The organism is Bradyrhizobium yuanmingense (genome assembly GCF_900094575.1).
Taxonomy (GTDB): Bacteria; Pseudomonadota; Alphaproteobacteria; order Rhizobiales; family Xanthobacteraceae; genus Bradyrhizobium; species Bradyrhizobium yuanmingense.
In genome coordinates this window covers 37,607-62,679 of sequence record NZ_FMAE01000009.1, presented here as the reverse complement: position 1 = coordinate 62,679, position 25,073 = coordinate 37,607, and the positions used below count along the sequence as shown (strand labels likewise).

Genomic DNA, 25,073 nt, shown 5'->3' with positions numbered 1-25,073 from the left:
ACGTGCTTGCAAGTGGAATTGGGGCGCAGGAATGACGCGTGAACTCTCGGCCAGGAAAATCGTGCGTACACTATCGTTGGGCGCGGTGAGTTATCTCGCACTGTCGATGGAATTTTCGGGTGACCTTCAGCGTGCGGTTGCGCAATCCAATCTGCCGCCCGTGACCGTGGATGCCTCCAAGCCGAGAGCTCGTCAGCCGGTCCAGAGATCACAGTCGACGCGCGCCTCGCGTGGACAGCGATCCGTCGCCGCGGTGGCTCCGCGCCACGCTGCACCCGTTCCCTACGTGGTGCCTTCGACCGGTACGGTCGGCACGGTGCCGCCCGCTTACGCAGGCGGCCAAGTCGCAACCGGCGGAAGCCTCGGTCTGCTCGGCAATCGCGGCGTGATGAACACGCCGTTCAACCAGACGAGCTATACGGCGGAGCTGATCAAGAATCAGCAGGCGCGCACCGTCGGCGATGTGCTGTTCAACGATCCCTCGGTCCGGGTGAAGACGCCTGCCGGCAATGGCATCGATGGTGTCTACATCAGGGGCTTCTACCACGACAGTGGCGACTACGCCATGAATGGCCTCTATGGAATGGCGCCGTTCTATTCCACGTCAGCGAATTTCCTTGAGCGCGTCGAGGTTCTGAAGGGACCGGGCGTGCTTCTCGGCGGCATGCCGCCTGCAGGTGCCAATGGTGGTAGCATTAACTTGGTGACTAAGCGCGCACCTGACTTCGACATCACGCAACTCACTGCACTTTACATATCAAGGTCTCAGTTCGGACTGCAAACCGATGTGAGCCGTCGATACGGCGAACATAAAGAATGGGGCGTCCGGTTCAATGGTGAGGCGCGGGGCGGCTCGACTGCGTATGATCGGCAGACCGATCAGTTCGGCAACGCCGTGCTCAACCTGGACTACCGGGGTGAACGCGTGCGCTTTTCAACGGATATCGGTTATCAGGCTGATGATCTGAAGCCGCCGCTGCGGTTCCTGACGTTTACCACCAGTCCTCCGTTCGCGACCACCATCCCAGTTCCCGCCCTTCCGAAGCCCGGCGCCAATTACATGCCGGAATGGGCGACATGGAAACCGAAAGACGCGTTTGCCATGACGCGCGGTGAAGTCGATTTAACGGAGTCGGTGACGGCGTACGGTGCGGCTGGATATCACAAGAGCGAGATCGACTACGTCTATCCATCGCCGCGCATCACGAACGCGAACGGCAACTGGACGGCCGTTCCATTCAGCGGGCGCGATGTTTATGACAATTATACAGGTGAGGTCGGGCTGCGAGCCTCGGTGGATACCGGCCCCATCAATCATCTCTTGACTGTGAACTACTCGGCTTTCGAGCGAGATTACAGTTCGTTCGGCAGGGCAGGCGCTGCGATCAATTCAAACTTGTACAATCCGGTTCCGATCCCTTATCCCAACTTCGCTACCGTCGCCCAGAATCTGGAGACGCGAACCAAGCTTACCAGTGTCGGTATCGCTGATACGATGTCGATGTTCAACAACAGGCTTCAGTTTGTTGTCGGGGCGAGGCGGCAGACAGCGGGCGTAGACAGCGTGAACCTGCTGACCTCTGCCAAATCGAGTGTCGACGTTCCGACCTGGAGTCCCGGCTATGCGGTCATCGTCAAGCCGGTGGAGAACATCTCCCTTTACGCAAACTACATCGAAGGCCTTAAGGCGCCCGAAGTCGTTGTCGGCGCCACGTCGTATTCGAACGTTGGCGAGATCATTCCTCCTGCTCAGACCAAGCAGAAGGAAGTCGGCATGAAGGTCGATATGGGCCGGATCGGCTTTACTGCCAGCGCATTTGACATCACCAGTCCGAACATTATTTCGGTCGCAGTGCCGGGGCAAACCCTACCTGCGAGGCGACTTTCCGGCGAGCAGCGCAATCGGGGCTTCGAACTGTTCACCTTCGGGGAGGTGACCCCGACGTTCCGGGTGCTGGGTGGTGTGAGCTTCATTGACGGCGAGGTCGTCAGGCAGGCGGTCTCCGTCGGATCGATCATCGTCAACTACAATGGCAAGGTTCCCGTCGGCGTGTCGGCGGTTAACTTGAACCTCGGCGCCGAGTGGGACACCCCGTTCCTGCCGGGACTGACTATGACCGGCCGGGTCATCTACACTAGCGAAAGCTACGCCAACGATGCGAATACGCAGGAGCTTCCAGCGTGGACGCGAGTTGACCTTGGCGCGCGCTACACATTCCTATCGCCTTGGAACGGCAAGCCGATTGTTGTTCGCGCCAGCGTGGAGAACGTGTTCAACGAGGCGTACTGGAATTCCTATCGCACGGTGAGTAGCGCGGTATCACTCGGCGCGCCGCGCACCTACCTCCTGTCGACGACGTTCAATTTCTGAACGCTGGTCCTTGGTACTCCCGATGCGCACCGCCGTGGATCTGGTCCGCGGCGGTTTTTCGTTGGTCCATAATCAGCAAGCTGCACTTGTCGCGATTGATGACAGTGTCATGAAACACCACCGCGATAAAATGCACCATCACGCTACATCGGAAAAGTTCCTTCTTACGCAGTTAGAATTGCAGCAATCTGCGACATGTTCTGAAATCTCGATATTTTCCCGCGTATTGGCGCGCAAGCGCGGAGGTTGCATTGTGTTCTCCCGTCGCCAGTTTTGAGGTCTTACAAAAAGGCGCGTCGATATTGCTTTGACCCTCGTCGGCTTCTGACCTAGTCAAACGTCTCTGCTTTCGCTTTCCAAAAAGGGGATCGCGCCATGATGGTGTTCGACAGAGACGACGTCACCTTCACCGTCGTCGTCAATCACGAAGAGCAATACTCCATCTGGCCGACGTTCAAGGAGATTCCGGCCGGCTGGAAGGCGGTGGGCAAGTCAGGCAGCAAGAAGGAATGTCTCGACCATATCGAGCAGGTGTGGACCGACATGCGCCCGCTCAGCTTGCGCAAGTTCATGGACGGCGCGTCGCCTCAGCAGACGACGTAGTCAGCGAAGTCTGGTCGTCCGATGCGGCTTCTTTGTCTGCCTTATTCCGGCGGCAGTGCCATGTTCTATGCGCGGTGGCGCAGGCTGCTGCCGTCATGGATCGACGTTCGGCCGGTCGAATGGCCCGGGCGTGGTGCGCGCATGGACGAGCCGCTGGCGACCGATCCGGGCGTGCTGGCGGCGCAGCTGGCTGGTGAACTCGCGGCGCAGCTCGACGGGCCCTATGCGTTGTTCGGGCACAGCCTCGGTGCCGTGATCGCGTTCGAGCTCGCACATGGCCTGCTCGATAGCGGAGTGCCTGCGCCGGCCATTCTCTTCGCCTCGGGTGCGGAAGCGCCGGCGGTTCGGGACGGCAGCAAGTGGCGCCATCCCCTGAGCGACCAGGCGCTGATGCAGGAGCTGCGTGATCTTCAGGGCACACCCGACGAGGCGCTGTCGAATGCCGAGTTGATGCGATCCGCGCTGCCGGTACTGCGCGCAGATTTTCTGATGTGCGGAGCCCATGCCTACCGGCCGCGGCGTCCATTGCCGTGCCCCGTACACGTTTTCGGCGGAGCGGACGACGAGACCAGCCGCGAAGCACTCGAGGCTTGGCGGCTGGAGACCTCGGCGGCATTCACGCTCGATATTCTGCCCGGGCATCACTTCTTCATTCACACACAGCAGGCCGAACTGATCGACCGGATCGGCTGGGCGCTGGCCCGGCAATCGGGGCGATCGACCGGTTTGCATCGGAGCGAGGATCATGAGCGCGTTCTCCGTCCAGCCACTCATTGAGGGCAAGGCTCTTCCCATGCTGCTTAGGGCAGGTGAGGCCGGGCAGCCGCTCGGCGAATCCCTTCCCATGCTGCGTGCAACGATCGACCGGTACCTCACCGACAGCGGCGGCATCGTGTTTCGCGATTTCGCGCTCGATGGTCCCGATGCGTTTCGAGCCTTCGCGGCCGATTTCGGCCACCCGCTGCTGACCTACGAGTTCGGGTCGACGCCGCGTTCGCAGGTGACCTCAGGCGTCTACACGTCCACGGAGTATCCGCCGCACCAGCATATCCCGCTGCACAACGAGCAGGCCTATACCCGCGATTGGCCGATGAAGATCTGGTTCTACTGCATGCAGCCGGCGCTGGAAGGCGGCGAGACGCCGATCGCCGACAGCCGCGCCATCTATCGCGACATGCCGCCGGCCATTCGCGAGCGGTTCGCCGAGAAGGGCGTGATGTATGTGCGGAACTACGGCAACGGGCTCGACGTCGATTGGCAGCAGGTGTTCGGCACCGACTCCAGATCGGAGGTGGAAGCTTACTGCGCTCGCCACGACATCGAATGCGAGTGGAAGGAAGATGGCGAACTCCGTACGCGCCAGGTCTGTCAGGGCACGGCGCAGCACCCGGTCACGAAGGAGTGGGTCTGGTTCAACCAGGCGCATCTGTTCCATGTCTCCAATCTCGAGCCGGAGGTGCGCGAGAGTCTGCTCGACGTGGTCGAGGACGAAGCCGATCTACCGCGCAACGTCTTCTATGGCGACGGTTCGACGATCGAGGACGAAACATTGTCAACGGTCCGGACCGTTCTGGAGAGGCACAAGATCAGCTTTCCCTGGCAGGCTGGGGACGTCGTGATGCTCGACAACATGCTCACCGCGCACGCGCGGGCCCCGTTCAGGGGTCCGCGCAAGGTGATCGTCGCCATGGCGGAAGCTCATCGGCAGGGGTGATCGGCAAGGGTGATCAGCGGCACGTCTCATTCGGGCGGCGGGGATTTCCGGCGCGCGGCCGGACAGGAATTTGAGAACATGGACAGATCCGACCTCGTCGAACGCTTGCGAGAGCATGCCGCCTTGCGACCGGAGAAGGTGGCGTTGCGATTCCTGGAGGGCGACGACGTTGCCGATGAGCTGACGTTTGCCGCGTTGGACGCTCGGATCAGGGCGCTTGCGGCATGGTTTCAGCAGATGGGCGGTGCGGGCGAACGGGCGGTGATTCTGCTTCCGAGCGGGATCAACTATGCCGTCGCATTCTATGCCTGCCTGTATTCGGGCGTAGTCGCCGTGCCGGCGTATCCGCCTGAGGGCGGTCCCGAGCGCTATGCAGGACGACTGAACGGTATCCTGCGGGATGCCGCGCCTCGCTTCATCCTGGTGGAGACGGGGCTGCGCGGTCTCATCGAGGCGGCATTGCCCGAGCTCGCCGACGTGGAGATCGTTGCGGTGGACACGATTTCGCCCGATCTCGCCGCGGACTGGTGCGAGACGAGGCCTGCCACCGATGGGATCGCGTTCCTCCAATACACATCCGGCTCGACCTCGCAGCCGAAGGGCGTTTGCGTCTCCCATGGCAATCTAGCGGCCAACGAGCGTGCGATCGAAGCGGTTTGTAGTGGAACGCCGGACGATGTGTTTGTGAGCTGGCTGCCGCTCTATCACGACATGGGGCTGATCGGCGGACTTCTGAACCCGCTGTTCACGGGCTTTACCGGCGTCCTGATGTCGCCACGGAACTTCCTGGAGCGGCCACGGCGCTGGCTCGAGGCCATCGACCGTCACGGCGGCACGTTGAGCGGTGGCCCCGACTTCGCGTACTCACTCTGCACCGACCGCATCTCGGAAGAGACCATCCGTCGGCTCGACCTCAGCCGGTGGAGGTTTGCGTTCTCGGGCTCGGAGTTCGTCCGCCGCACCACCTTCGAGAAATTTGGCGACCGGTTTGCGCGGGCCGGGTTCGATCGACGGGCGTTGACGGCTTGCTATGGACTTGCGGAGGCGACGCTGCTGGTCACGGCCGGCGACATCACCGCCGAGACCGTCAGCTACACGCTCGACACCGCGGAACTTGCCGCCGGCCGCATCGCGAGCGCCAGCGAAGGCACGGACCTCGTGGCATGCGGTCGAACCGCCGCTGGTCACGCCATGCGCATCATGCGTATCGACGGCTCCGCCGAGGCCGAGGCGAATGAGGTCGGCGAGATCTGGGCCTCGGGTCCCAGCGTCGCGCATGGATATTGGAACAATGCCCAGGCCACACATCAGGCCTTCGTCGAGCGGGATGGCGTGCATTGGCTGCGGACCGGCGACATCGGCTTCCTTCGCGACGGCGCACTCGTGGTGGCCGGTCGTCTCAAGGACCTGCTGATCGTTCGCGGGCAGAACGTCTATCCGACGGACGTGGAGCAGGCGGTCGAAGCCGAGGTCGAATCCGTCCGCAGCGGACGGGTTGCCGCCTTTCCCGTCGAGGTCGATGGGCGTGAGGCCATCGGAGTGGCGGCGGAGTTCAGCCGCGCCGTGCTCAAGCGCAGCAACCCGGAAGCGCTCGCACATGCGATCGGCGAAGCCGTCCTCCGGCAGGCGCAGGAATATCCGGCGGTGATCGTTCTGCTGAACCCGCAAGCGATGCCGTTGACAACGAGCGGCAAGCTGCAGCGGTCGGCCTGCGCAACGCGTCTCGCCGACAACACGCTCGACAGCTTCGCGGTGTTCGAGAGAGGGCGTCGCCGCGGCACTGCATCCCTGACGGTGCCGGCGACTGATACCGAGCGCGCCGTCGCTGCGATGTGGTGCGAGGCGCTTGGCGTCGCGGCGGTGCATCGCGAGGACGATTTCTTTGTGCTGGGCGGAAACTCGATCGCGGCTGGCCAAGTAGCCGCGGCGATCCGCGACCGCCTGAACGTGGAAGTGGAGCTGCGCACCTTCTTCGACGCGCCGGCGCTTGCGGCCTTCGCTGGCCGGATCGATGTTTTGGCGGGCACCGGCGCTGGCCGGGCGCTCCCGCCGATCCCATGGGCCGTCGCGGCCGATCGCACGATGCTGTCGCACGCACAGGAGCGGCTCTGGTTCCTCTGGAACATGGATCCTGCTGGGACAGCCTATACCGTTGCGAGCACAATCGGTCTGAAGGGACGGCTCGACCGTGCAGTGCTTTCGCGTGCTTTCGGCGAGATCGTCCGTCGTCACGAGATATTGCGCACCAGGTTCATCGCCAGAGACGGTCGTGGAACGCAGCTCATCCACGATGTCGTGAGCATCGGCGTCCGGCACGAGGATCTCCGCGCCTATTCTGTGCGGGAGCGCTCCGAGCGCGCGGAGACGGTCAGGCGATCAGAGCTCGGCAAGCCGTTCGATCTCGTGAACGGGCCATTGTTGCGCGTCGTGCTGCTTCAATTCGCGGACGATGCGTATGAACTGCTGCTGCTGGCCCATCACATCATCGTCGATGGCAGGTCGCTTGATGTGTTGCTCGAAGAGCTGGCCGCTCTCTATCGGGCCGGTACTGGTCAAGGCGCAGGCGTGCCGCCGGTTCCGGCAATTCAATATGCTGATTTTGCGGCCTGGCAGCGAAGCTGGCTTGCGGACGGCGAGGGCGATCGGCAGCTCGCCTATTGGCGCGCCAAGCTCGGCGATGTTCACCCGGTGCTGGCGCTGCCGCATGATCGGCCGCGCCCGACGATCCAGAGCCATGCCGGCGATACGATCGGTCTGGCCATCGACGCCGTGCTTGCGTCCCGGCTCCGGGAGATCGCCGGCAAGCAGCGCGTCAGCGTCTTCATGCTGCTGCTCGGCGCATATTACGCGCTGCTCCAGCGCTACACCGGGCAGAGTGATTTGCGTGTCGGCGTGCCGGTCGCCGGGCGCCGGCATACGCAGCTCGAACGACTGATCGGATGTTTCGTCAACACGCTGGTGCTGCGGGCCGAGATGACCGCCGAAGCGAGCTTCACGAGCCTGTTGCGTCAGGTCAGGGAATCGGTGGTCCAGGCACTGGCGCACCAGGATCTTCCGTTCGAAATGCTGGTCGACAGCCTCAAGCCCGAACGCAGCGGTGGGCAAAATCCCCTGTTCCAGGCGAAGTTCAACTACATGACGGCGCCGGGCGGTTTCTCCGGCGTCGAGGGGCTCACTGCCGACATCGACATTGTCGATCTCGCTGGTTCGCATTTCGATGTCGCCCTCGACGTCATCGATGGCGTCGGCATGAAGGTCACGTTCAACTACGCCACCGATCTGTTCGAGCGTCCGACTATCGCGCGATTGGCGACGCAATTCGGTTCGATGCTGCGCCAGATTGCCGACAACGCCGAGCGGCGGATATCGGACTTCGTCATCGACGACGGACACCGGCAGACCGTGCCGAGTGAGGCTGCGGCGTTCGGCTTCGCCGATGTGGTGAGCCTTCATCGCGCGGCGACAGTAGATCGACAGACCGCCATCGCCATTCGATGCGGCCGGGGGCAACTGACCTTTGCGGAGCTCGAGCAGTGGTCAAATCGTATCGCACACGCCCTCATCGCGAAGGGCGTGGCACGCGAGACACCGGTTGCGCTGTGGATCGAGCGCTCTCCGGCCTTTGTCGTCGCCTTGCTCGGTGTGCTGAAGGCGGGCGGCTCTTATGTCCCGCTCGATCCGAAATGGCCGTTGGAGCGCGTCCGCCGTATCCTGACCGACGGCGGCATCGACATCATGCTTGCGGCGGGCGACAAATTGGCGGATGCGCGCGAGCTGGGCTGCCTGGTGCTCGACGCGGAGGCGGAAGCGGCGCGCGCCGAGGTATCGAGCCTGCCGCTCGACACGACCATTCATCCAACGCAGACCGCTTACGTCATCTATACCTCCGGATCGACCGGCGCGCCTAAGGGCGTCAGCGTCTCGCACGGGGCCTTGGCCAATTATGTCCAGGCTCTGCTGCAACGTCTGAAGCCGCGCCCGTCGGCGAGCATGGCGATGGTTTCGACGGTGGCGGCCGACCTCGGCCACACTGTCCTGTTCGGTGCGCTCGCATCCGGCGGCACGCTGCATCTGCTGTCACCGGAGGCCGTATTCGACGCGGATGCGTTTGCACAAGCGATGCGCGAGGGCGAGGTCGACATTCTCAAGATCGTGCCGAGCCATCTGCGAGGGCTGCTTCAGGCCTCGCACTCGGCCGATCCGCTCCCCCGCGACGCGCTCGTCCTGGGCGGCGAGGCGTGCGATGGCGCGCTGCTGGACGACGTCCGGCGTTTGCGGCCGGAATGCCGGATCCTGAATCATTACGGGCCCACGGAAACGACCGTCGGCGCGGTGACGCATGAGTGCGCGGCAGGCCGCGGGGACGGTTCGGTTCCGATCGGTCTGCCTCTTGCCAATCTGCGCGTCCATGTCCTCGATGACGCCTTGAACGAGGTGCCGATCGGAGTCGTTGGCGAGCTCTATGTCGGCGGCGCTGGGCTGGCGCGGGGCTATCGCGGCGCGGCGGGCCTGACCGCGGAACGCTTCGTGCCGGATCCGTTCGGCGCCGCGGGCGGGCGCCTCTACCGAACCGGGGATCGTGTCCGCTGCGACCGCGAGGGCCGGCTGATATTCCTGGGTCGTTCTGATGACCAGATCAAGTTGCGCGGCTATCGCATCGAGTTGGGCGAGGTCGCGCGCGTTATCAAGGCGCTGCAGGGGATCGGTGACGCGGTGGTCGTTTCACGCGCCATCGGTGAAAGTGAGCGCCAGGAGCTGATCGCCTATTGCGTGGCTGAGAGCGGCGCCGCTCCACAGGCCGATGCGATCAAGCAACAGCTGGCTGCAATCGTGCCGGACTATATGGTTCCGTCACACATCGTCATGTTGGCGCAATTGCCGCTGACGCCCAATGGAAAGGTCGATCGTCGCGCCTTGCCCGAACCGGCCGAAGAGGGGGCGTCGGCCGGCTATGCCGCGCCTGCGGGGGATATTGAAATTGCCATCGCGGCGGTCTGGTGCGAGGTGCTCGTTCGCGAGCGCGTCGGCCGTAATGACAATTTCTTCGAACTCGGCGGCGATTCGATTCTGAGCCTGCAGATCATCGCCCGCTTGCGCAAGCGCGGCATCCGGCTCACTCCGAAGCAGATCTTCAGCCAGCAGACGATTGCCGGGTTGGCGACGGTCGCCGTGATATCGGCGGGGACGACCAAGAAGGAGAGACCGGCGGCGAAGGCGTCAGTCGGCGACACCGCATCTGGCATGCCCCATCTGATGCCGATTCAGACGCGCTTCTTCGCCGAGGACATTGCCAACCGGGATCACTGGAACCAGGCGGTTCTGCTGCTGCCCCGTATGCAGGTCGATTGGGAGACGCTGCGGCGCGCGCTTGCGGCCATCTCGGACCATCACGATGCGTTACGTTTGCGGTTCAAGCAGGTGGATGGTGCTTGGCGGGGGGAGCAGGGACCGGCGCCGGGTTCAACCGAACTGTTATGGCTTCATGCGGGCGTCGGCGGCGCGATGGAGGTCACGGCGCTCGCCCGCGCTGCGCAGGAAAGCCTCTCACTGTCTTCGGGACCGCTGCTGCGCGCGGTCGGCATGGACCTGGCGGACGGTAGCCAACGCTTGCTGCTTGCGATCCATCATCTCGTCGTCGATGGCGTGTCCTGGCGTATCCTGCTGGAAGACCTGGCGTTGGCCTATGACCAGCTGCAGCGTGGCAGTCCCGTCGCGCTGCCGCCGAAGAGCGACTCCTTTGCCTCGTGGAGCGAGCGGCTGCATGCCTATGCGGGAACGGCGGAGATCGCGGCCGAATTGCCGTATTGGCTGGATCGTGGCGCCGGCGCACGCCTGCCATGCAACGACGACCATGGCGATGTCGATCGCGTCGGTGATGGCGGCGAGGTGTCCTTGGTGTTGGATGCCGATCTGACGTCGCAGCTCCTCGAACAGGCGCCGGCTGCCTATCGGACCGGGGCCAACGATCTCCTGCTCGCCGGTCTCGTGCGCGCGGTGTCGCGCTGGAGCCAGCACGACGAGATCACCGTGGAGCTCGAAGGCCACGGCCGCGAGGAGATCTTCCCAGATGCGGATGTGTCCCGCACCGTCGGCTGGTTCACGACGGCCTTCCCGGTCCGGCTGAAAGATGCAGGCGACGAGGCGTCGCTGATCAAGGCGGTCAAGGAGACGCTTCGCGCCATTCCGAATCGCGGGATCGGCTATGGCGTGTTGCGCCATCTCGGCTCTGAACAGCAGCGCCATGCTCTGGCGCAATTGGCGGAGCCGCAGATCGTCTTCAACTATCTAGGACGCTTCGACGCCAACATAGGGACCAACCAGCACTTCTCCTTCGCAGCGGAGAGTGCAGGTCCCTCGCGTAGCGCCACGGCACCCATGCGCGGCTGGCTAAACATCACTGGCCTCGTGCGTGAAGGCCGACTGGAATTATCTATCGGATACGGACGCAAGCGCTACCGGCGCGCGACGGTCGAGCGGTTCGCCGCACATTACAAGGACGCACTGCGCGAACTGATCGCCCATTGCTGCAACGGAGCGTTCGGCCTCACGCCATCGGATGTCCCGTTGTCTGGGCTCGCTCAGGTTGATCTCGATCGGTTGGCTGCGGCCTTGGATCTTCGCGGCATTGAGGACATCTATCCGCTCTCGCCGATGCAGCAGGGCATGCTTTTTCATGCGCTGCGCGACGGTGCCAACGACGCCTATGTGAATCAGGTCGGGCTCGAACTGTTCGGCGTCGATGCGGGCAAGCTGAAAGCCGCGTGGCAGATAGTCAGCGACCGGCATGCGGCCCTGCGGACCGGGTTTGTCTGGCAGAACCTGTCGGGCGCAGCGCAGCAGATGGTGCATCGTCATGTGACGGTGCCGTTCGTCGAGGAGGACTGGCGCGGCAGCGCGCCTCCGGATCTGCAAGCCGCGCTGGCGGAGATATCCCGGCGTGAGCGCGAGATGGGCTTCGACATTTCGCAGCCGCCGCTTCAGCGTATCCGTCTGATCCGTCTCGACTACGACAGGCATTGGCTGATCTGGACCCATCATCACATCTTCGTCGATGGTTGGAGCTCGGCCCGGCTCGTGGCCGAGGTGTTGCAGCAGGCGAGCGGCCGCCCGCTGCCGGCCGTGCAGGGCGGCTATCGCGACTACATTGCATGGTTGCAGGGCCGCGATCGCGAGAGCGCCGAGAGGTTCTGGCGCGAGGCTCTGGCAGGGCTTGAGGCGCCCACATTGCTCGCGAACACACTGACGCCCCCCAAAACATCCCTCGCCGAAGGCCATGCCAGCGTCGGGCTTGCGGTGGACGCAGCGTTGACCGAGCGATTGAAGTCCTTTGCAAAGCATGAACGGGTGACGCTCAATACGCTCATCCAGGGCGCGTGGGCACAGCTGCTGCGGCGTCATTCAGGGCAGTCCGCGGTCTCTTTCGGCGTGACCATCTCGGGCCGTCCGGCCGAATTGCCCGGTTCAGAGGAGATGGTGGGCCTCTTCATCAACACGCTTCCCATCGTCGATGCGACCAGCCCGCAAGCTATCGTGGGCGATTGGCTGCGCCAGTTGCAGGAACAGAATTTGGCGCTGCGCGAGCACGGTTGGACGCCGCTCTACGACATTCAGCGCCTCGCCGGCCGTGCCGGGCAGCCGCTGTTCGACAGTATCCTGGTGTTCGAAAACTATCCGATCGACGAGGGGGTGCTACGAGGCGGGGAAGGTGGTCCGCGGCTGGGACGTGTGGCGCATGTGACGCCGACGAACTATGCGCTGGCGGTCGCGGTGTTCGCCGCCGGCGATCGGCTGAACATTGAATTCAACTATGACCGGAGCCGGTTCGACGAGGCGGCGATCCTGCGCCTTCGCGACATTCTCCACGCCCTGCTGGAACGGATTGCGGCGAATTCGGAACGTGCGCTCGGTGATCTCTCTGCGGCAGGCGAGCAGGACGCGCGACGAGCTCTCGAATGGAGTGGCGCAGCGCGGCTGACCTCCGCATCATCCTGCGCCGACGTCGTGATGCATATCGAAGCACAGGCCGCGCAGGCGCGGTCTGCCATTGCCATCGTCTGCGGCGACCAGCGCATCTCCTATGGCGAGTTGAACGCGCGTGCGAACGCGCTCGCACGACGCCTTCGCCTCTGGAACGTCGGTCCGGATCGGCTGGTCGGCATTGCCTTGAGCCGAAGCCCGGACATGATCATCGCGTTGCTCGCGGTTCTGAAGGCCGGAGGCGCCTATCTGCCGCTCGATCCGGATTATCCGGCCGAGCGGCTTGCCTACATGCTGCGTGACGGCGGCGCGGCGCTGGTCCTGACGCAAGGCGCGCTGCTCGAGCCGCTTGCACCGGTGCTGCGCGAAGCCGGGGTCGAGGCGCTCTGCATCGACCAGCCATCGCCGCGCGCCGGCGAGGACGGCGGGAACCTCGACATCGAAATCCATCCGGACAGCCTGGCCTATGTCATCTACACGTCCGGGTCGACCGGCGCGCCGAAAGGCGTGGCGGTTGCGCGCGGACCGCTGGCGATGCATTGCGAAGCCATCGGCCGGCTGTACCGCATGACCTCGCGTGACCGCGAGTTCCAGACGGCATCGATCAATTTCGACATCGCCCACGAGCGATGGCTGGTGCCGCTGATGACGGGCGGTTCGCTCGTCCTGCCTTCGAAGCCCGGTCTCCTGATTGACGATCTCGTCAGCGAGATGACCCGCAATGCGGTGACCTCGATCTTCCTGCCGCCGGCCTATGCGGATCAATTGAGCGCGGCATTGCGGCAGGGTGGGCGCAGGCTGGCGATCAGGGCCTGTATCGTCGGCGGCGAAGCCTGGTCCGATACCGGGGTCAGGGCATTTCGCGAGGCCGTCGATATCCATCTTCTGGTCAATGCCTACGGCCCGACAGAGACGGTGATCGCACCGACGGCGTGGATCGTCGACGCCGCGGCGCTGACACCTCGCCAGCCCGCACCGATCGGGCGGCCCGTCGGTGCGAGGTCGGCGCACATTCTCGATTCCGACCTCAATATCGTTCCCGTCGGTGTCACCGGCGAGCTGTTCATCGGTGGTGTTGGCCAGGCCCGCGGCTATCTGAACCGGGCTGCACTGACCGCGGAGCGGTTCGTCCCCGATCCGTTCAGCGTCGATGGCACGCGCCTCTATCGCACCGGCGATCTCGCGCGCTGGCGCGACGACGGCGTGATTGAATATGTCGGCCGCGCCGACCAGCAGGTGAAGATCCGCGGCTTCCGTATCGAGCTCGGAGAGATCGAGGCGCGTCTGCTCGAGCAGCGTGGCGTGCGTGCGGCGGCCGTTGTGGCGGGCGAAGGCCGGACCGGGCGCCAATTGTTCGCCTATGCGAGTGGCGGGCCGTCGCTCGAGGGCCGCGCCTTGCGCGATGCACTGTCCGCCGTTCTGCCTGACTACATGGTGCCGTCGTCGGTGACGGTGCTGGAGCAGTTGCCGCTCACCGCTAACGGTAAGATCGATCGCCGTGCACTGCCGGCGCCGGGCGAGGATGCGTTGATGCGTCGCACCTACGAGGCACCCGAGGACGAGATCGAGCTTGCGCTGGCTGGGATCTGGGCGGAGCTGCTCGACGTCGATCAGGTCGGACGCAACGATCACTTCTTCGAGCTCGGCGGACATTCCTTGCTCGCAGTGCGGGTGCTGAGCCGGGTGTCGCAGGAGATCGGCGTGTCAATCGCGGTCTCGGATCTGTTCGCTCATCCCGATCTTGCCTCATTTGCCCGGGTCGTGTCGATCAGGCTCATCGAGCAAGAATTCGATGCCGAAGAGCTCCAGGAACTGGTGGGAACGGAGCAGTGAGCATGGCTGACACGGCAAAGCCGAGCTTACGCGATCTGGATCCCCAGCAGATGAGAAAGCTCGTCGCGCTGGCCAGGGATCGCGGCCGGAGTGCCGACAGGAGTGGCGCCAGTGCCATTCCGGTGGTGGCGCGGAGCGGATCGTTGGAAATGTCCTTTGCGCAGCAGCGGCTCTGGCTGCTGACGCAGCTCGATGGTACGAATTCCAGCTATCACATTCGCGGAGCATTGCGGCTTACGGGCGAGCTCGATCTCGAAGCCTTGCGTCGCAGCATCGACCGTGTGTTCGCGCGCCACGAAGCCCTGCGCAGCGTCTTTCGCGTAGTGGACGAACAGCCGCGCGTGGTGCTGCTGCCCACGGATGCGCGTGTGCCGCTGCTCGAGCATGATCTGAGTAGCCGGGACGATCGCGAGCAGGAGCTGGCGCGCCTCTGCCGCGAGGAGGCCGCGACGCCGTTCGATCTCGCCGCAGGACCGTTGGTCCGCGGTCGCCTGATCCGGATGGCGGAGGGAGAGCATCTCTTCTTGCTCACCCAGCATCACATCGTCTCCGATGGCTGGTCGATCGGCGTGCTCATGCGCGAGCTCGGCGCTCTCTACCGGGCATTCGCCGCCGGCAAGGACGATCCTCTGCCGCCATTGGCAATCCAGTATCCGGACTATGCCGTCTGGCAGCGGCAATGGCTGTCGGGCGAACGCTTGCAGCGGCAGGTCGACTATTGGCGAGAAGCACTCGCGGACGCTCCTGCCGTGCTTGAATTGCCGACGGATCGGCCGCGTCCGCCAATCAGGTCGCTCGCCGGGGCGTCCCTGCCGATCGAGATCGATGTGGAGCTGGCCTCCGGCATCAGGCGACTGAGTCAGTCGCATGGCGCCAGTGCTTTCATGACGGTGCTGGCGGCCTGGGCAGTGGTGTTGTCGAGACTCTCCTCGCAGACCGATATCGTCATCGGGACTCCGACGGCCAACCGAAATAGGCCGGAGATCGAGGGCCTGATCGGATTCTTCGTCAACATGCTGGCTCTCCGCGTTGATCTCTCGGCGGAGCCCAGCGTGGCCGAACTGCTCCGCCGCGTGCGCGCGGCGGCGCTCGCGGCGCAGGATCATCAGGACCTACCGTTCGAGCAGGTCGTCGAGATCGTCCAACCGCTGCGACGGCCGGAGCAGACACCGGTCTTCCAGGCCGTGTTCGCCTGGCAAAACAACGAGAGGGGGCCTCTCGAGTTGCCCGGCCTCAAAGCCGAGGTCGCTGATATTCCGCTGCAACAGGTCAAGTTCGATCTCGAGCTCAATCTCGGCGAGATGGACGGGCGCATTGTCGGCTCCCTGAATTATGCGACGTCGCTATTCGACGAAGCGACGATCACGCGCCATCGGGGCTATCTGTTGACCGTGCTGCGGGCGATGATCTCCGATGCGGACCAGGAGGTCGACCGGATCGATATCATTGGTGCCGATGAGCGCAGGCGCGTTCTCGACACTTGGAACGAGACGGCCACGCCGTTTCCCTCCGAAAGCTGCATTCAAGATCTGTTTGCGGAGCAGGTGAGAAGGGCGCCGGACGCCATTGCGCTGGCATACGAGGACGTTCGTCTGAGCTATAGCGAGCTCGATGCGCGGGCGAACAGGCTTGCGCGGCACTTGATCACGTTGGGAGTGGTGCCGGATCAGCCCGTTGCGATCTGCCTGCCGCGGGGCATCGCAATGGTGGTGAGCCTGCTGGCCGTGCTGAAGGCGGGCGGCGCCTATCTGCCGCTCGATCCCGCTTATCCTGCGGAGCGGCTACGTCAGATTGTCGACGATGCCAGGCCGCGCCTGCTGATCGCAGACGCCACAGGACGCGCGATCATTCCAGATGGGACCTGCGAGATCGTCGACCCCGACGCAGACGCGGGGCAGGCGACGTCGGATCCGAGTGATCTTCTCGAAGGACTGACTGCGCGAAGCCTCGCCTACATCATCTACACGTCCGGCTCGACCGGTCGGCCGAAGGGGGTGATGGTCGAGCACCGTGGCTTGGTGAATCTGGCGTTGGCGCAGCGGGCGTTGTTCAACGTCAATTCGAGCAGTCGCGTCGTGCAATTTGCCTCGCTCAGCTTCGATGCCAGCATCTGGGAAATCGTCATGGCCCTGTGCTCGGGCGCCGCGCTGTTTCTGGCCGGCACGCGCGAGCATCAGGACACCGCGGCATTGTTCGGCTATCTCGCGGACAATGCGATCACGCATGCGACCTTGCCGCCGGCGATGCTGCACGGGCGGACCGATCTCGAACGGCTCGCCTCGTTGCGGGTTCTCGTTCTTGCCGGTGAATTGCCCAGGGCCGAGCTGGTCAAGGGATTGCCTCCTGATATTGCCGTCTTCAACGGTTATGGGCCGACGGAAGCAACGGTCTGCGCCACGAGCTGGTTGCGGCATCGGGACTTTGACGACGACGCGGCTCCGATCGGTCGTCCGCTGCCGAATGCGCGGATCTATCTCCTGGACCGGTTCGGTGCGCCCGTTCCGCTCGGTGCCGTCGGCGAAATCTACATCGGCGGGGTCGGAGTCGCTCGCGGTTATCTCAATCGCGCCGATCTGACGGCAGAGCGCTTCGTGCGCGATCCCTTCCGCGGCGATGCGGATGCGCGCATGTACCGCACCGGCGATCTCGGCCGCTATCTCCCGGACGGCAACATTGTGTTTCTCGGCCGCAACGACTACCAGGTCAAGATCCGCGGCTTTCGCATCGAGCTCGGTGAGATCGAGTTTCGGCTCAACGAGCACGCCGACGTTGCCGATTCAATCGTGCTGGTGCAGCGCAATCATGGCGGCGACATGCGGCTGGTCGCCTATGTGGCCGCTAGGGGGGGCGTAAGGCGCGATGGCGGAGAGCTTGCCAGCGCGTTGCGCGATCACCTGCGTGCGTGTCTGCCGGACTACATGGTGCCGTCAGCGTTCGTAAGTCTCGATGCACTCCCGCTCACGCCGAATGGCAAGGTGGACCGCAAGGCGCTGCCGGCGCCGGAGAACGATGCATATGCGCGGCGCCGTTTCGAACCGCCGCGAGGCGAGGTCGAGCAGATTGTCGCAAATATCTGGGCCGAGCTCTTGGGCGTCGATCGGATCGGACGCAGTGACCACTTCTTCGAGCTCGGCGGCCACTCGCTGCTCGCAGTGCGCATGCTGGAGCGATTGCAGCGGCATGCGCTGAGGGCGGATGCGCGCATGCTGTTCGCGAAGCCGGTGCTGGCGGAATTTGCCGCCAGCCTCGATGGCGGCGTAGAAGCCGACGTTCCGGTCAATCAGATCACCCGGCAGACGACGGCGATCACACCGGAATTGTTGCCGCTGATCACGTTGACGCAATCCGACATCGACAGCATCGTGGCCGACGTTCCTGGCGGCGTCGCCAACATCCAGGATGTCTACGGCCTCTCGCCACTTCAGGATGGCATTCTCTTCCACCACCTGCTGTCGAAGGAAGGCGATCCCTATCTGCTGGTCGGCCGAATGGCATTTGCCAGCCGCGACCTGCTCGATCGCTATCTCGACGCGGTCCGGCAGGTGGTCGCCCGTCACGACATTCTGCGAACGTCTATCGTGTGGAGCGGACTGTCCACGCCGGCACAGGTGGTTTGGCGGCAGGCGTCCTTGGTCGTCGACGAGGTCGTGCTGGATGGCGAAGGCCCTGGGGATGAGCAGCTCGCGCGACGATTCGATCCGCGTTTGCATCGGATCGATCTCGGACGGCCGCCGCTTTTGCGATTTGCGGTCGCGGCCGATCCGGGTGGAGAGCGCTGGCTGCTTTTGGTCCTGCTGCATCATTTGATTGGCGACCACTCCACGCTCGAAGTGATGCACGACGAGGTCGGGAAGATCCTGTCCGGGCGGAGCCACGAATTGCCGCCGCCTTATCCGTTCCGGAATCTGGTGGCACAGGCGCGCGGATCGGCGGCGACCGTGGAGCATGAGCGTTTCTTCCGCGGCATGCTCGCCGACATCGACGAGCCGACCACACCGTTTGGACTGGACCGGGTGCACGGCGACGGCGGTGGCGTCGTGGAAGCCCGGCGAATGCTGCCTGAAGGGTTGAACGCAAGGCTTCGTGTGCAGGCGCGGCGGTTGGGCGTCAGCCTCGCCAGCCTTTGCCATCTCGCCTGGGGGCAGGTGGTGGCGCGAACCAGCGGGCGCGAGCACGTGGTGTTCGGGACCGTCCTGTTCGGCCGCATGCACGCCGGCGCGGGCGGCGATCGCACCATGGGCTTGTTCATCAACACCTTGCCGTTGCGGCTGGATCTTGGTGACGCTGCGGTCGAGGACAGCGTTCGTGATGCGCATCGCCGGCTGACCGAACTGATGGCACACGAGCACGCCTCCCTGGCGCTCGCGCAGCGATGCAGCGGCGTCACGGCACCTGCGCCTCTGTTCAGCGCGGTCCTGAACTATCGGCACAATGCAATGCCGGCGGATCTGGCTGCCAACAGGGAGAGCACCGGCATCGAATGGCTCGGGGGCGAGGAACGCACCAATTATCCCCTGATGCTGGCGGTCGAGGATTATGGCCAGGCGCTTGGCCTGACCGCCCAGATCGTCCATCCGTTCTCGGCCGATCGCATTTGCGCCATGATGCAGCAGGCACTCGATCAACTGGCCGATGCGCTGGATCGCGCGCCGCGTGCGCCGGTCCGGCAGCTCGACATTTTGCCCCCAGACGAGCGGCAGCTGTTGCTGGAGACGTGGAACCGGACGCAGGCGCATGATCGGCGACAGTCGTTGATCGAGCAATTTGAAGCACAGGTCCGGAAGTCACCTGAGGCGATCGCGCTGGTGTTCGGCGAGGCGGAGCTGAGCTATGCCGCGCTGAATGCGCGCGCCAACCGGCTGGCGCGACGATTGCGGGATCACGGCGTCGGGACCGAAATCGTGGTCGGGCTGGCGCTCGACCGCGGCGTCGAGATGCTGGTCGCGCTGCTGGCGGTGCTAAAAGCCGGCGGGGCCTATTTGCCGCTCGATCCGGATTACCCGCCGGAGCGGCTGGCGCATATGCTGCGCGACAGCGGCGCGGCGCTGGTGCTGACGCAACAGGGATTGCACGATCAGTTCGCAGACATACTGGCGGAGACTGGCGCAGAAGCCTGGCTCGTTGATGGACAGGACGGCGAGGGCAGCGATGCCGCCAATCTCGATGTCGCCGTTCACGGTGAGAGCCTCGCCTATGTGATCTACACTTCGGGCTCGACCGGTCTGCCCAAGGGCGTGATGGTTCGCCACGACGCCGTGACAAACTTCCTCGCGACCATGGCGGAGCAGCCCGGCATGACGGCCGCCGACCGGGTGCTTGGCCTGACCTCGCTGTCCTTTGACATCGCAGTGCTTGAGCTCTGGCTGCCGCTGACGATTGGCGCCTGCGTCGTGCTGGCGGATCGCGCGGCCGCGCATGATCCTGCCAAGCTCAAGGCGATCGTGGAGCGGCATGGCGTGTCCCTGATCCAGGCCACGCCGTCGACCTGGCGGATGCTGCTCGATCATGACGGCCCTGCGCTGCCGGCGAGCTGCCGGGTGCTGTGCGGCGGCGAGGCGCTGCCGCCGGATCTGGCGCGGCGGCTGGTGGCGCAAGCCGGCGAAGTCTGGAACCTGTACGGTCCGACCGAGACCACGGTGTGGTCGGCGCGCCATCGGCTCGATGCGATGGATGATCGTCCGCTGCTGGGCCGCCCGATCGGCAACACCACGCTTTACGTTCTCGACGGTGACCTCAACCTCGCGCCGGTCGGCGTCGCCGGCGAGCTCTATATCGGCGGGAGCGGGCTCGCCCGCGGCTATTGGCAGCGCGGCGCCCTGACGGCGGAGCGCTTCATCCCTGATCCGTTCGGTCCGCCGGGGGCGCGGCTGTACCGCACCGGCGATGTGGCGCGGTGGCGATCCGACGGCGTGCTCGATTATGTCGGCCGTGCCGATTACCAGGTGAAGATCCGCGGCTTCCGCATCGAGCTCGGCGAGATCGAGGCGCGGCTGCAGGCGCAGCCGGGCGTCCGCGCGGCCGTGGTGGTGGCGCGCGAGGCCGGCACCGGCCGCCAGCTGGTCGGCTATGTCAGTGGCGAAGCGCTGGATGGGGCGGCGCTCAAAACGGCGCTGTCCTCGGTGCTGCCCGACTACATGGTCCCGGCGCGGATCGTGGTGCTGGAGCGTCTGCCGCTGACGCCGAATGGCAAGATCGACCGCAAGGCATTGCCGGCGCCGGATCAGCTCGCGGAGTCAGAACGCATCGCGCCGCGCACGCCGGCGGAGGCTGCATTGGCCGCGATCTGGGCCGATCTGCTGCGCCAGCCCAACATCGGCGTCACCGATAATTTTTTCGAGCTCGGTGGTGATTCCATCATCTCGCTGCAGATGGTGAGCCGCGCGCGGCGCGAAGGCGTGCTCATCGAGTCGCGCGACGTGTTCCGGCATCAAACCATCGAGCTGCTGATTGCGTCGTCCCGAGATGTCGAGCCCGATAAGGAAGACCCCGCATCGGAGCGTGGCTCGCTGGCGGGACTCTCCAGTGAGCAGCTCGAACGGCTCGGTCTGGACTGGAGCCGCGTCGAGGACGTCTATCCGCTGTCGCCGATGCAGCAGGGCATGCTGTTTCACAGCCTGCGCGATGCTGGCAGCGGCGTTTATGTCAATCAGGTCAGTGTCGAGATCCGGGGCCTCGACCCGGAACGGCTCGGCACAGCGTGGCGCGAGGTGAGCGCGCGTCATCAGATGCTGCGGACCGGCTTCCTCTGGCGTGAGCTCTCCGGCTCCCCGCTGCAAGCCGTCTATCGCGACGCCATCGTGCCGTTCGCACAGGAGGACTGGCGGGGGCAGGCGATCAGTGATGAAAGAATTGCGGCGGCTCTTGCCGATGAGCGCGCCGCCGAGTTCGATCTCCAGAGGCCGCCGCTCCAGCGGGTGCGGCTGTTGCGCCTCCAGGACCACCTGTATCGGCTGATCTGGACCTATCATCACATCCTGATGGACGGCTGGAGCTCGGCAAGGTTCGTCGGAGAAGTCCTGGAGTGCTATTACGGCGGCGCTGCTGCCGCGAACGCGACGCGCTACCGCGACTATATCGCCTGGCTGCAGGCGCAGGACGCGAAGGCTGCCGAAGCTTTCTGGCGTGAACAACTCAGGAGCTTTGATCAGCCAACGCAGCTCGCCGACGCCTTCGGCGCGCGCCGCCATCAGGCATCCGGCCACGAACGCTGTTACACGCGTCTCGGAGAGGCCGCGACCGCGGAGCTGAAGGCGTTCGCGCGCCGCGAACGGATCACGCTGAACACCGTCGTCCAGGGCGTGTGGGCGCTGCTGCTGCAACGCTATACGGGCCAGAACACAGTCACATTCGGCGTAACCGTGGCCGGTCGTCCGGCCGGTCTCGACGGATCGCAGCAGATGCTCGGGCTCTTCATCAACACGCTGCCCGTGATCGATACGATTCCGCCCGAAAGCCCGATCGGTGAATGGCTCCGCGCGCTGCAGGACCGCAATTCGGCGATCCGGGACTACGAGCACACGCCGCTCTATGACATCCAGGGCTGGGCCGGCCGCGCCGGTCAGACCATGTTCGACAGCATCATCGTCTTCGAGAATTATCCGATCGAACGCAGCATGCACCGCGGTGCAGGCGGGTTGCAGTTCAGCGGTCTGAAGAATGTCGACGTGACGAACTATCCGATGGACCTCTCGGTGCTGGTCGAAGACACGCTTCAGGTCGAATACACCTATATGCCGAGCCATTTCACCGCGGTGCAGGCGACCCAGATCAAGGTGCAGTTCGAGCACTTGCTGGCGGAGCTGACGCGGGATGCCGCGGCCTTGCTTGGTAGCATCGATCCCGTCACGGAGCTCGATGCCGCTCTTGCAGATCGTTGCAATCGGCACGCGACGTCAAGCGCTCCCCTGCCGCTGGTGCATGAGGCGATCAGCAGCCATGCGCGGCGTTATCCGGAGCGGACGGCGCTGACCATCGGCAGCTCGGTGCTCTCGTTCGGAGACCTCGAGCGCAGGGCCAACCGCCTGGCGCATCACCTGATCGCCCGGGGGCTCAAGCCCGAGCAGCGCGTCGGCGTAGTGGTCGAGCGAACCGGCGTCACGATGATCGCGCTGCTGGCCGTGCTCAAAGCAGGCGGAGCCTACGTTCCACTCGATCCCGAGCTGCCATCTGAGCGGCGCGCGTTCGTCATGAGCGATGCCGCGATCGCGTTCCTGTTGGCGGGACGGCTCGATTTCGATGGCAGCCCGGATGGCGTTGAAACAATCTCGCTGCTCACGTTCGATTTCGACGCGGGACCCGACCATCCGCCCCAACCCGAACTGCACCACGAGAACCTTGCCTATTTGATCTACACCTCGGGCTCGACGGGGACGCCAAAGGGCGTCGCTGTCGCCCACGGACCGCTGGCGATGCACTGTCGCGTCACGGGCAGCCTCTACGAGATCGACGAAAGCTCCTGCGAGCTGCATTTCCTATCGCTGGCCTTCGACGGCGCTCATGAGCGCTGGCTCACAGTTCTGTCGCATGGCGCACGGCTGTTGATGCGTGACGCCGAATTGTGGACGCCGGAACAGACCGTCGAGAACCTGCACGCCCATCGCGTCAGCCATATCGGATTGCCGCCGGCCTACCTCCAGCAGGTCGCCGATTGCGTCGAGCAGAGCGGCAATCCACCGCCGGTCAAGCTCTACTCGTTCGGCGGCGAGGCGATGCCGAAGGCGGGCTTCGACAAGGTCAGGCGCGTTCTCAAGCCACGCATTCTGATCAATGGTTATGGTCCGACCGAAACCGTCGTCACGCCGCTGGTCTGGAAAGTCGATGGCGCGTCGGAATGCGACACGCCCTACGCGCCGATCGGCGTGCCGGTCGGAGATCGCCGTGCCTACATTCTCGATGCCGCGCTCGACATTATTCCCGCCGGCGTCGCCGGCGAGCTTTATCTCGGCGGCTTTGGGCTGGCACGGTGCTATCACGGCAAGGCCGGTATGACCGCAGAGCGCTTCGTGCCTGACCCATTCTCGTCGGCCCCGGGAGCGCGGCTGTACCGCACCGGCGATCTGGCGCGGTGGCGCGAGGACGGCACCGTCGAATATCTCGGCCGCAGCGATGACCAGGTCAAGGTCAACGGTTTCCGGATCGAGCTCGGAGAGATCCAGACCTCACTGCTCCGTCACGAGGCAATCGCGCAGGCCGCGGTGGTGGCGGTGCCGGGTGCAGCCGGAAATCAGCTCATTGCCTATGTCGCGCCGAAGGCGGCAGATGACGCCGCGCCTGATGCGGCCGAGACGCTGGTCGAGCGCTTGACCGGTTTCCTGAAGCTCGTCCTGCCGGCCTATATGGTGCCGGCTCGGATCGTGGTGCTGGAGCGGTTGCCGACATTGTCGAGCGGCAAGATCGACCGGCGTGCATTGCCGGCTCCCGATGCGTCGATGCGGAGCTTCGTCCCCCCGCGAACCCCGGCAGAGATTGCAATGGCGCGCCTGTGGTCCGAGATCCTGGAGGTGCCGCAGGTCGGCGTCACCGACAATTTCTTCGAGCTTGGCGGCAATTCAATCCTGTGCCTCAAGGTCGTGGCGCGGGTCCGTCAGGACAAGACGTTCGGGATCGAGATCAAGCTGCGCGATCTGCTTCAGAAGCCGACGATCCGCGCCTTGCTCGCCGGCAGCGCCACCGCGGCGTCCGCCGTCGCACCCGCGCCATCGGCGCTGCTGCCGCTGAATGCCGCGGTTCGCGGCGTGAACCCGGTCTTCGCTGTGCATGGGGGCTTCGGCACCGTGTTCGACTACGGGCCGCTGGCGCGCCGCCTCGAAGGGCACCGGCAGCTGATCGGGCTGCAATCGAGAATGCTGGTCGATCCCTCGTGGACCGACGCCTCCCTCGAAGCCATGGCCGTGGACTACGCGGCCGAGATCAGGCGGATGCAGCCGCGCGGTCCCTATAGCCTGGTCGGCTGGTCCTTGGGAGGACTGCTGGTCGGTCTCGTCGCGGCCGAGCTCGAACGCGGCGGTGAGCGCGTCGATCGTCTCGCGCTGGTCGACAGCTTCGTGCCGCGGCAGCCGGACGGACCGAACCGGCAGGAGTCGATGGCACACTGGGCCGACGATCTCGCAGGATTGCTGTCCGCGGTTCTTCCGAGCGCTGCGGCCTCTCGCATCAAGGCGCAGGTCGAGGCAGCGAAACGCGCTGATTTGCCGGAGACGCCGGAGCGCATCCGCGATCTGGTCGCCTCTGTTGTGGAGCAGAGCAGGAGCGTGAGAGCGAACGACGCCTCGCTCGGCGCCGATGATTTGTCCGCTGCATTCGCAGTCGGACGGCACCTCAACAGGCTGGCGCAGAACACAGCGCTGCCGCGGGGCCTGGAAGCCACGCCGCTCTGCTGGTGGACCTCGACCCGTCTGGCACAGCGTGATCGGCTGGAATCGCAGATGCCGAAGGCGGTCGATCGCGGCTTCGTCGGCGACAACCATTTCACGATCCTGAGGGATGCCGGCCTGCTCGATGAGATCTGCGGTCTGCTCGTGCCGGCGGAGGCGTCGACGATCGCGCAGGATACGGTCCCGGAGCCAGCGGAGTAAG

At 64.6% G+C, this 25,073-nt stretch carries 7 protein-coding genes; all 7 read left to right on the top strand.

All coding sequences use genetic code 11. The features are described from left to right. Positions 1–31: 31 nt before the first annotated feature. The 7 genes from GA0061099_RS29455 (at position 32) to GA0061099_RS39435 (ending at position 25,072) form a co-directional block, all read left to right on the top strand. Positions 32–2,371 (top strand): TonB-dependent receptor, encoded by a 2,340-nt coding sequence (locus GA0061099_RS29455; protein WP_036023851.1) that lies wholly within the window; start codon positions 32–34, stop codon positions 2,369–2,371. Positions 2,372–2,393: 22 nt separating this feature from the next. Beyond that, the gene (locus GA0061099_RS40390; protein WP_141697691.1) at positions 2,394–2,648 is read left to right on the top strand and encodes a hypothetical protein; all 255 of its coding nucleotides are present in this window, start codon (positions 2,394–2,396) and stop codon (positions 2,646–2,648) included. A 98-nt stretch (positions 2,649–2,746) separates the two neighbouring features. Then, positions 2,747–2,974 carry an MbtH family protein gene (locus GA0061099_RS29450; protein WP_036013449.1) on the top strand — a complete coding sequence of 76 codons (228 nt, stop codon included), beginning with the start codon at positions 2,747–2,749 and terminating at the stop codon, positions 2,972–2,974. A 21-nt stretch (positions 2,975–2,995) separates the two neighbouring features. After that, complete coding sequence (locus tag GA0061099_RS29445; protein ID WP_074448183.1) at positions 2,996–3,751, top strand: thioesterase II family protein; 756 nt, start codon at positions 2,996–2,998, stop codon at positions 3,749–3,751. Further along, positions 3,720–4,688: a TauD/TfdA family dioxygenase gene (locus tag GA0061099_RS29440; RefSeq protein ID WP_036023852.1), complete on the top strand. Its 969-nt coding sequence runs from the start codon at positions 3,720–3,722 to the stop codon at positions 4,686–4,688. Before GA0061099_RS29445 ends, GA0061099_RS29440 begins: the two co-directional genes overlap by 32 nt. A gap of 78 nt (positions 4,689–4,766) precedes the next feature. Beyond that, positions 4,767–14,498 carry a non-ribosomal peptide synthetase gene (locus GA0061099_RS29435; RefSeq protein ID WP_036023853.1) on the top strand — a complete coding sequence of 3,244 codons (9,732 nt, stop codon included), beginning with the start codon at positions 4,767–4,769 and terminating at the stop codon, positions 14,496–14,498. 2 nt (positions 14,499–14,500) lie between these two features. Further along, entirely contained in the window at positions 14,501–25,072 is a 10,572-nt protein-coding gene (locus GA0061099_RS39435; RefSeq protein ID WP_083235135.1) for a non-ribosomal peptide synthetase, read from the top strand. Position 25,073: the final 1 nt, after the last annotated feature.

Coding starts and splice junctions, on each gene's coding strand:
- GA0061099_RS29455 (WP_036023851.1), top strand. CDS start 32: ATGACGCGTGAACTCTCGGCCAGGAAAATCGTGCGTACACTATCGTTG.
- GA0061099_RS40390 (WP_141697691.1), top strand. CDS start 2,394: ATGCGCACCGCCGTGGATCTGGTCCGCGGCGGTTTTTCGTTGGTCCAT.
- GA0061099_RS29450 (WP_036013449.1), top strand. CDS start 2,747: ATGATGGTGTTCGACAGAGACGACGTCACCTTCACCGTCGTCGTCAAT.
- GA0061099_RS29445 (WP_074448183.1), top strand. CDS start 2,996: ATGCGGCTTCTTTGTCTGCCTTATTCCGGCGGCAGTGCCATGTTCTAT.
- GA0061099_RS29440 (WP_036023852.1), top strand. CDS start 3,720: ATGAGCGCGTTCTCCGTCCAGCCACTCATTGAGGGCAAGGCTCTTCCC.
- GA0061099_RS29435 (WP_036023853.1), top strand. CDS start 4,767: ATGGACAGATCCGACCTCGTCGAACGCTTGCGAGAGCATGCCGCCTTG.
- GA0061099_RS39435 (WP_083235135.1), top strand. CDS start 14,501: ATGGCTGACACGGCAAAGCCGAGCTTACGCGATCTGGATCCCCAGCAG.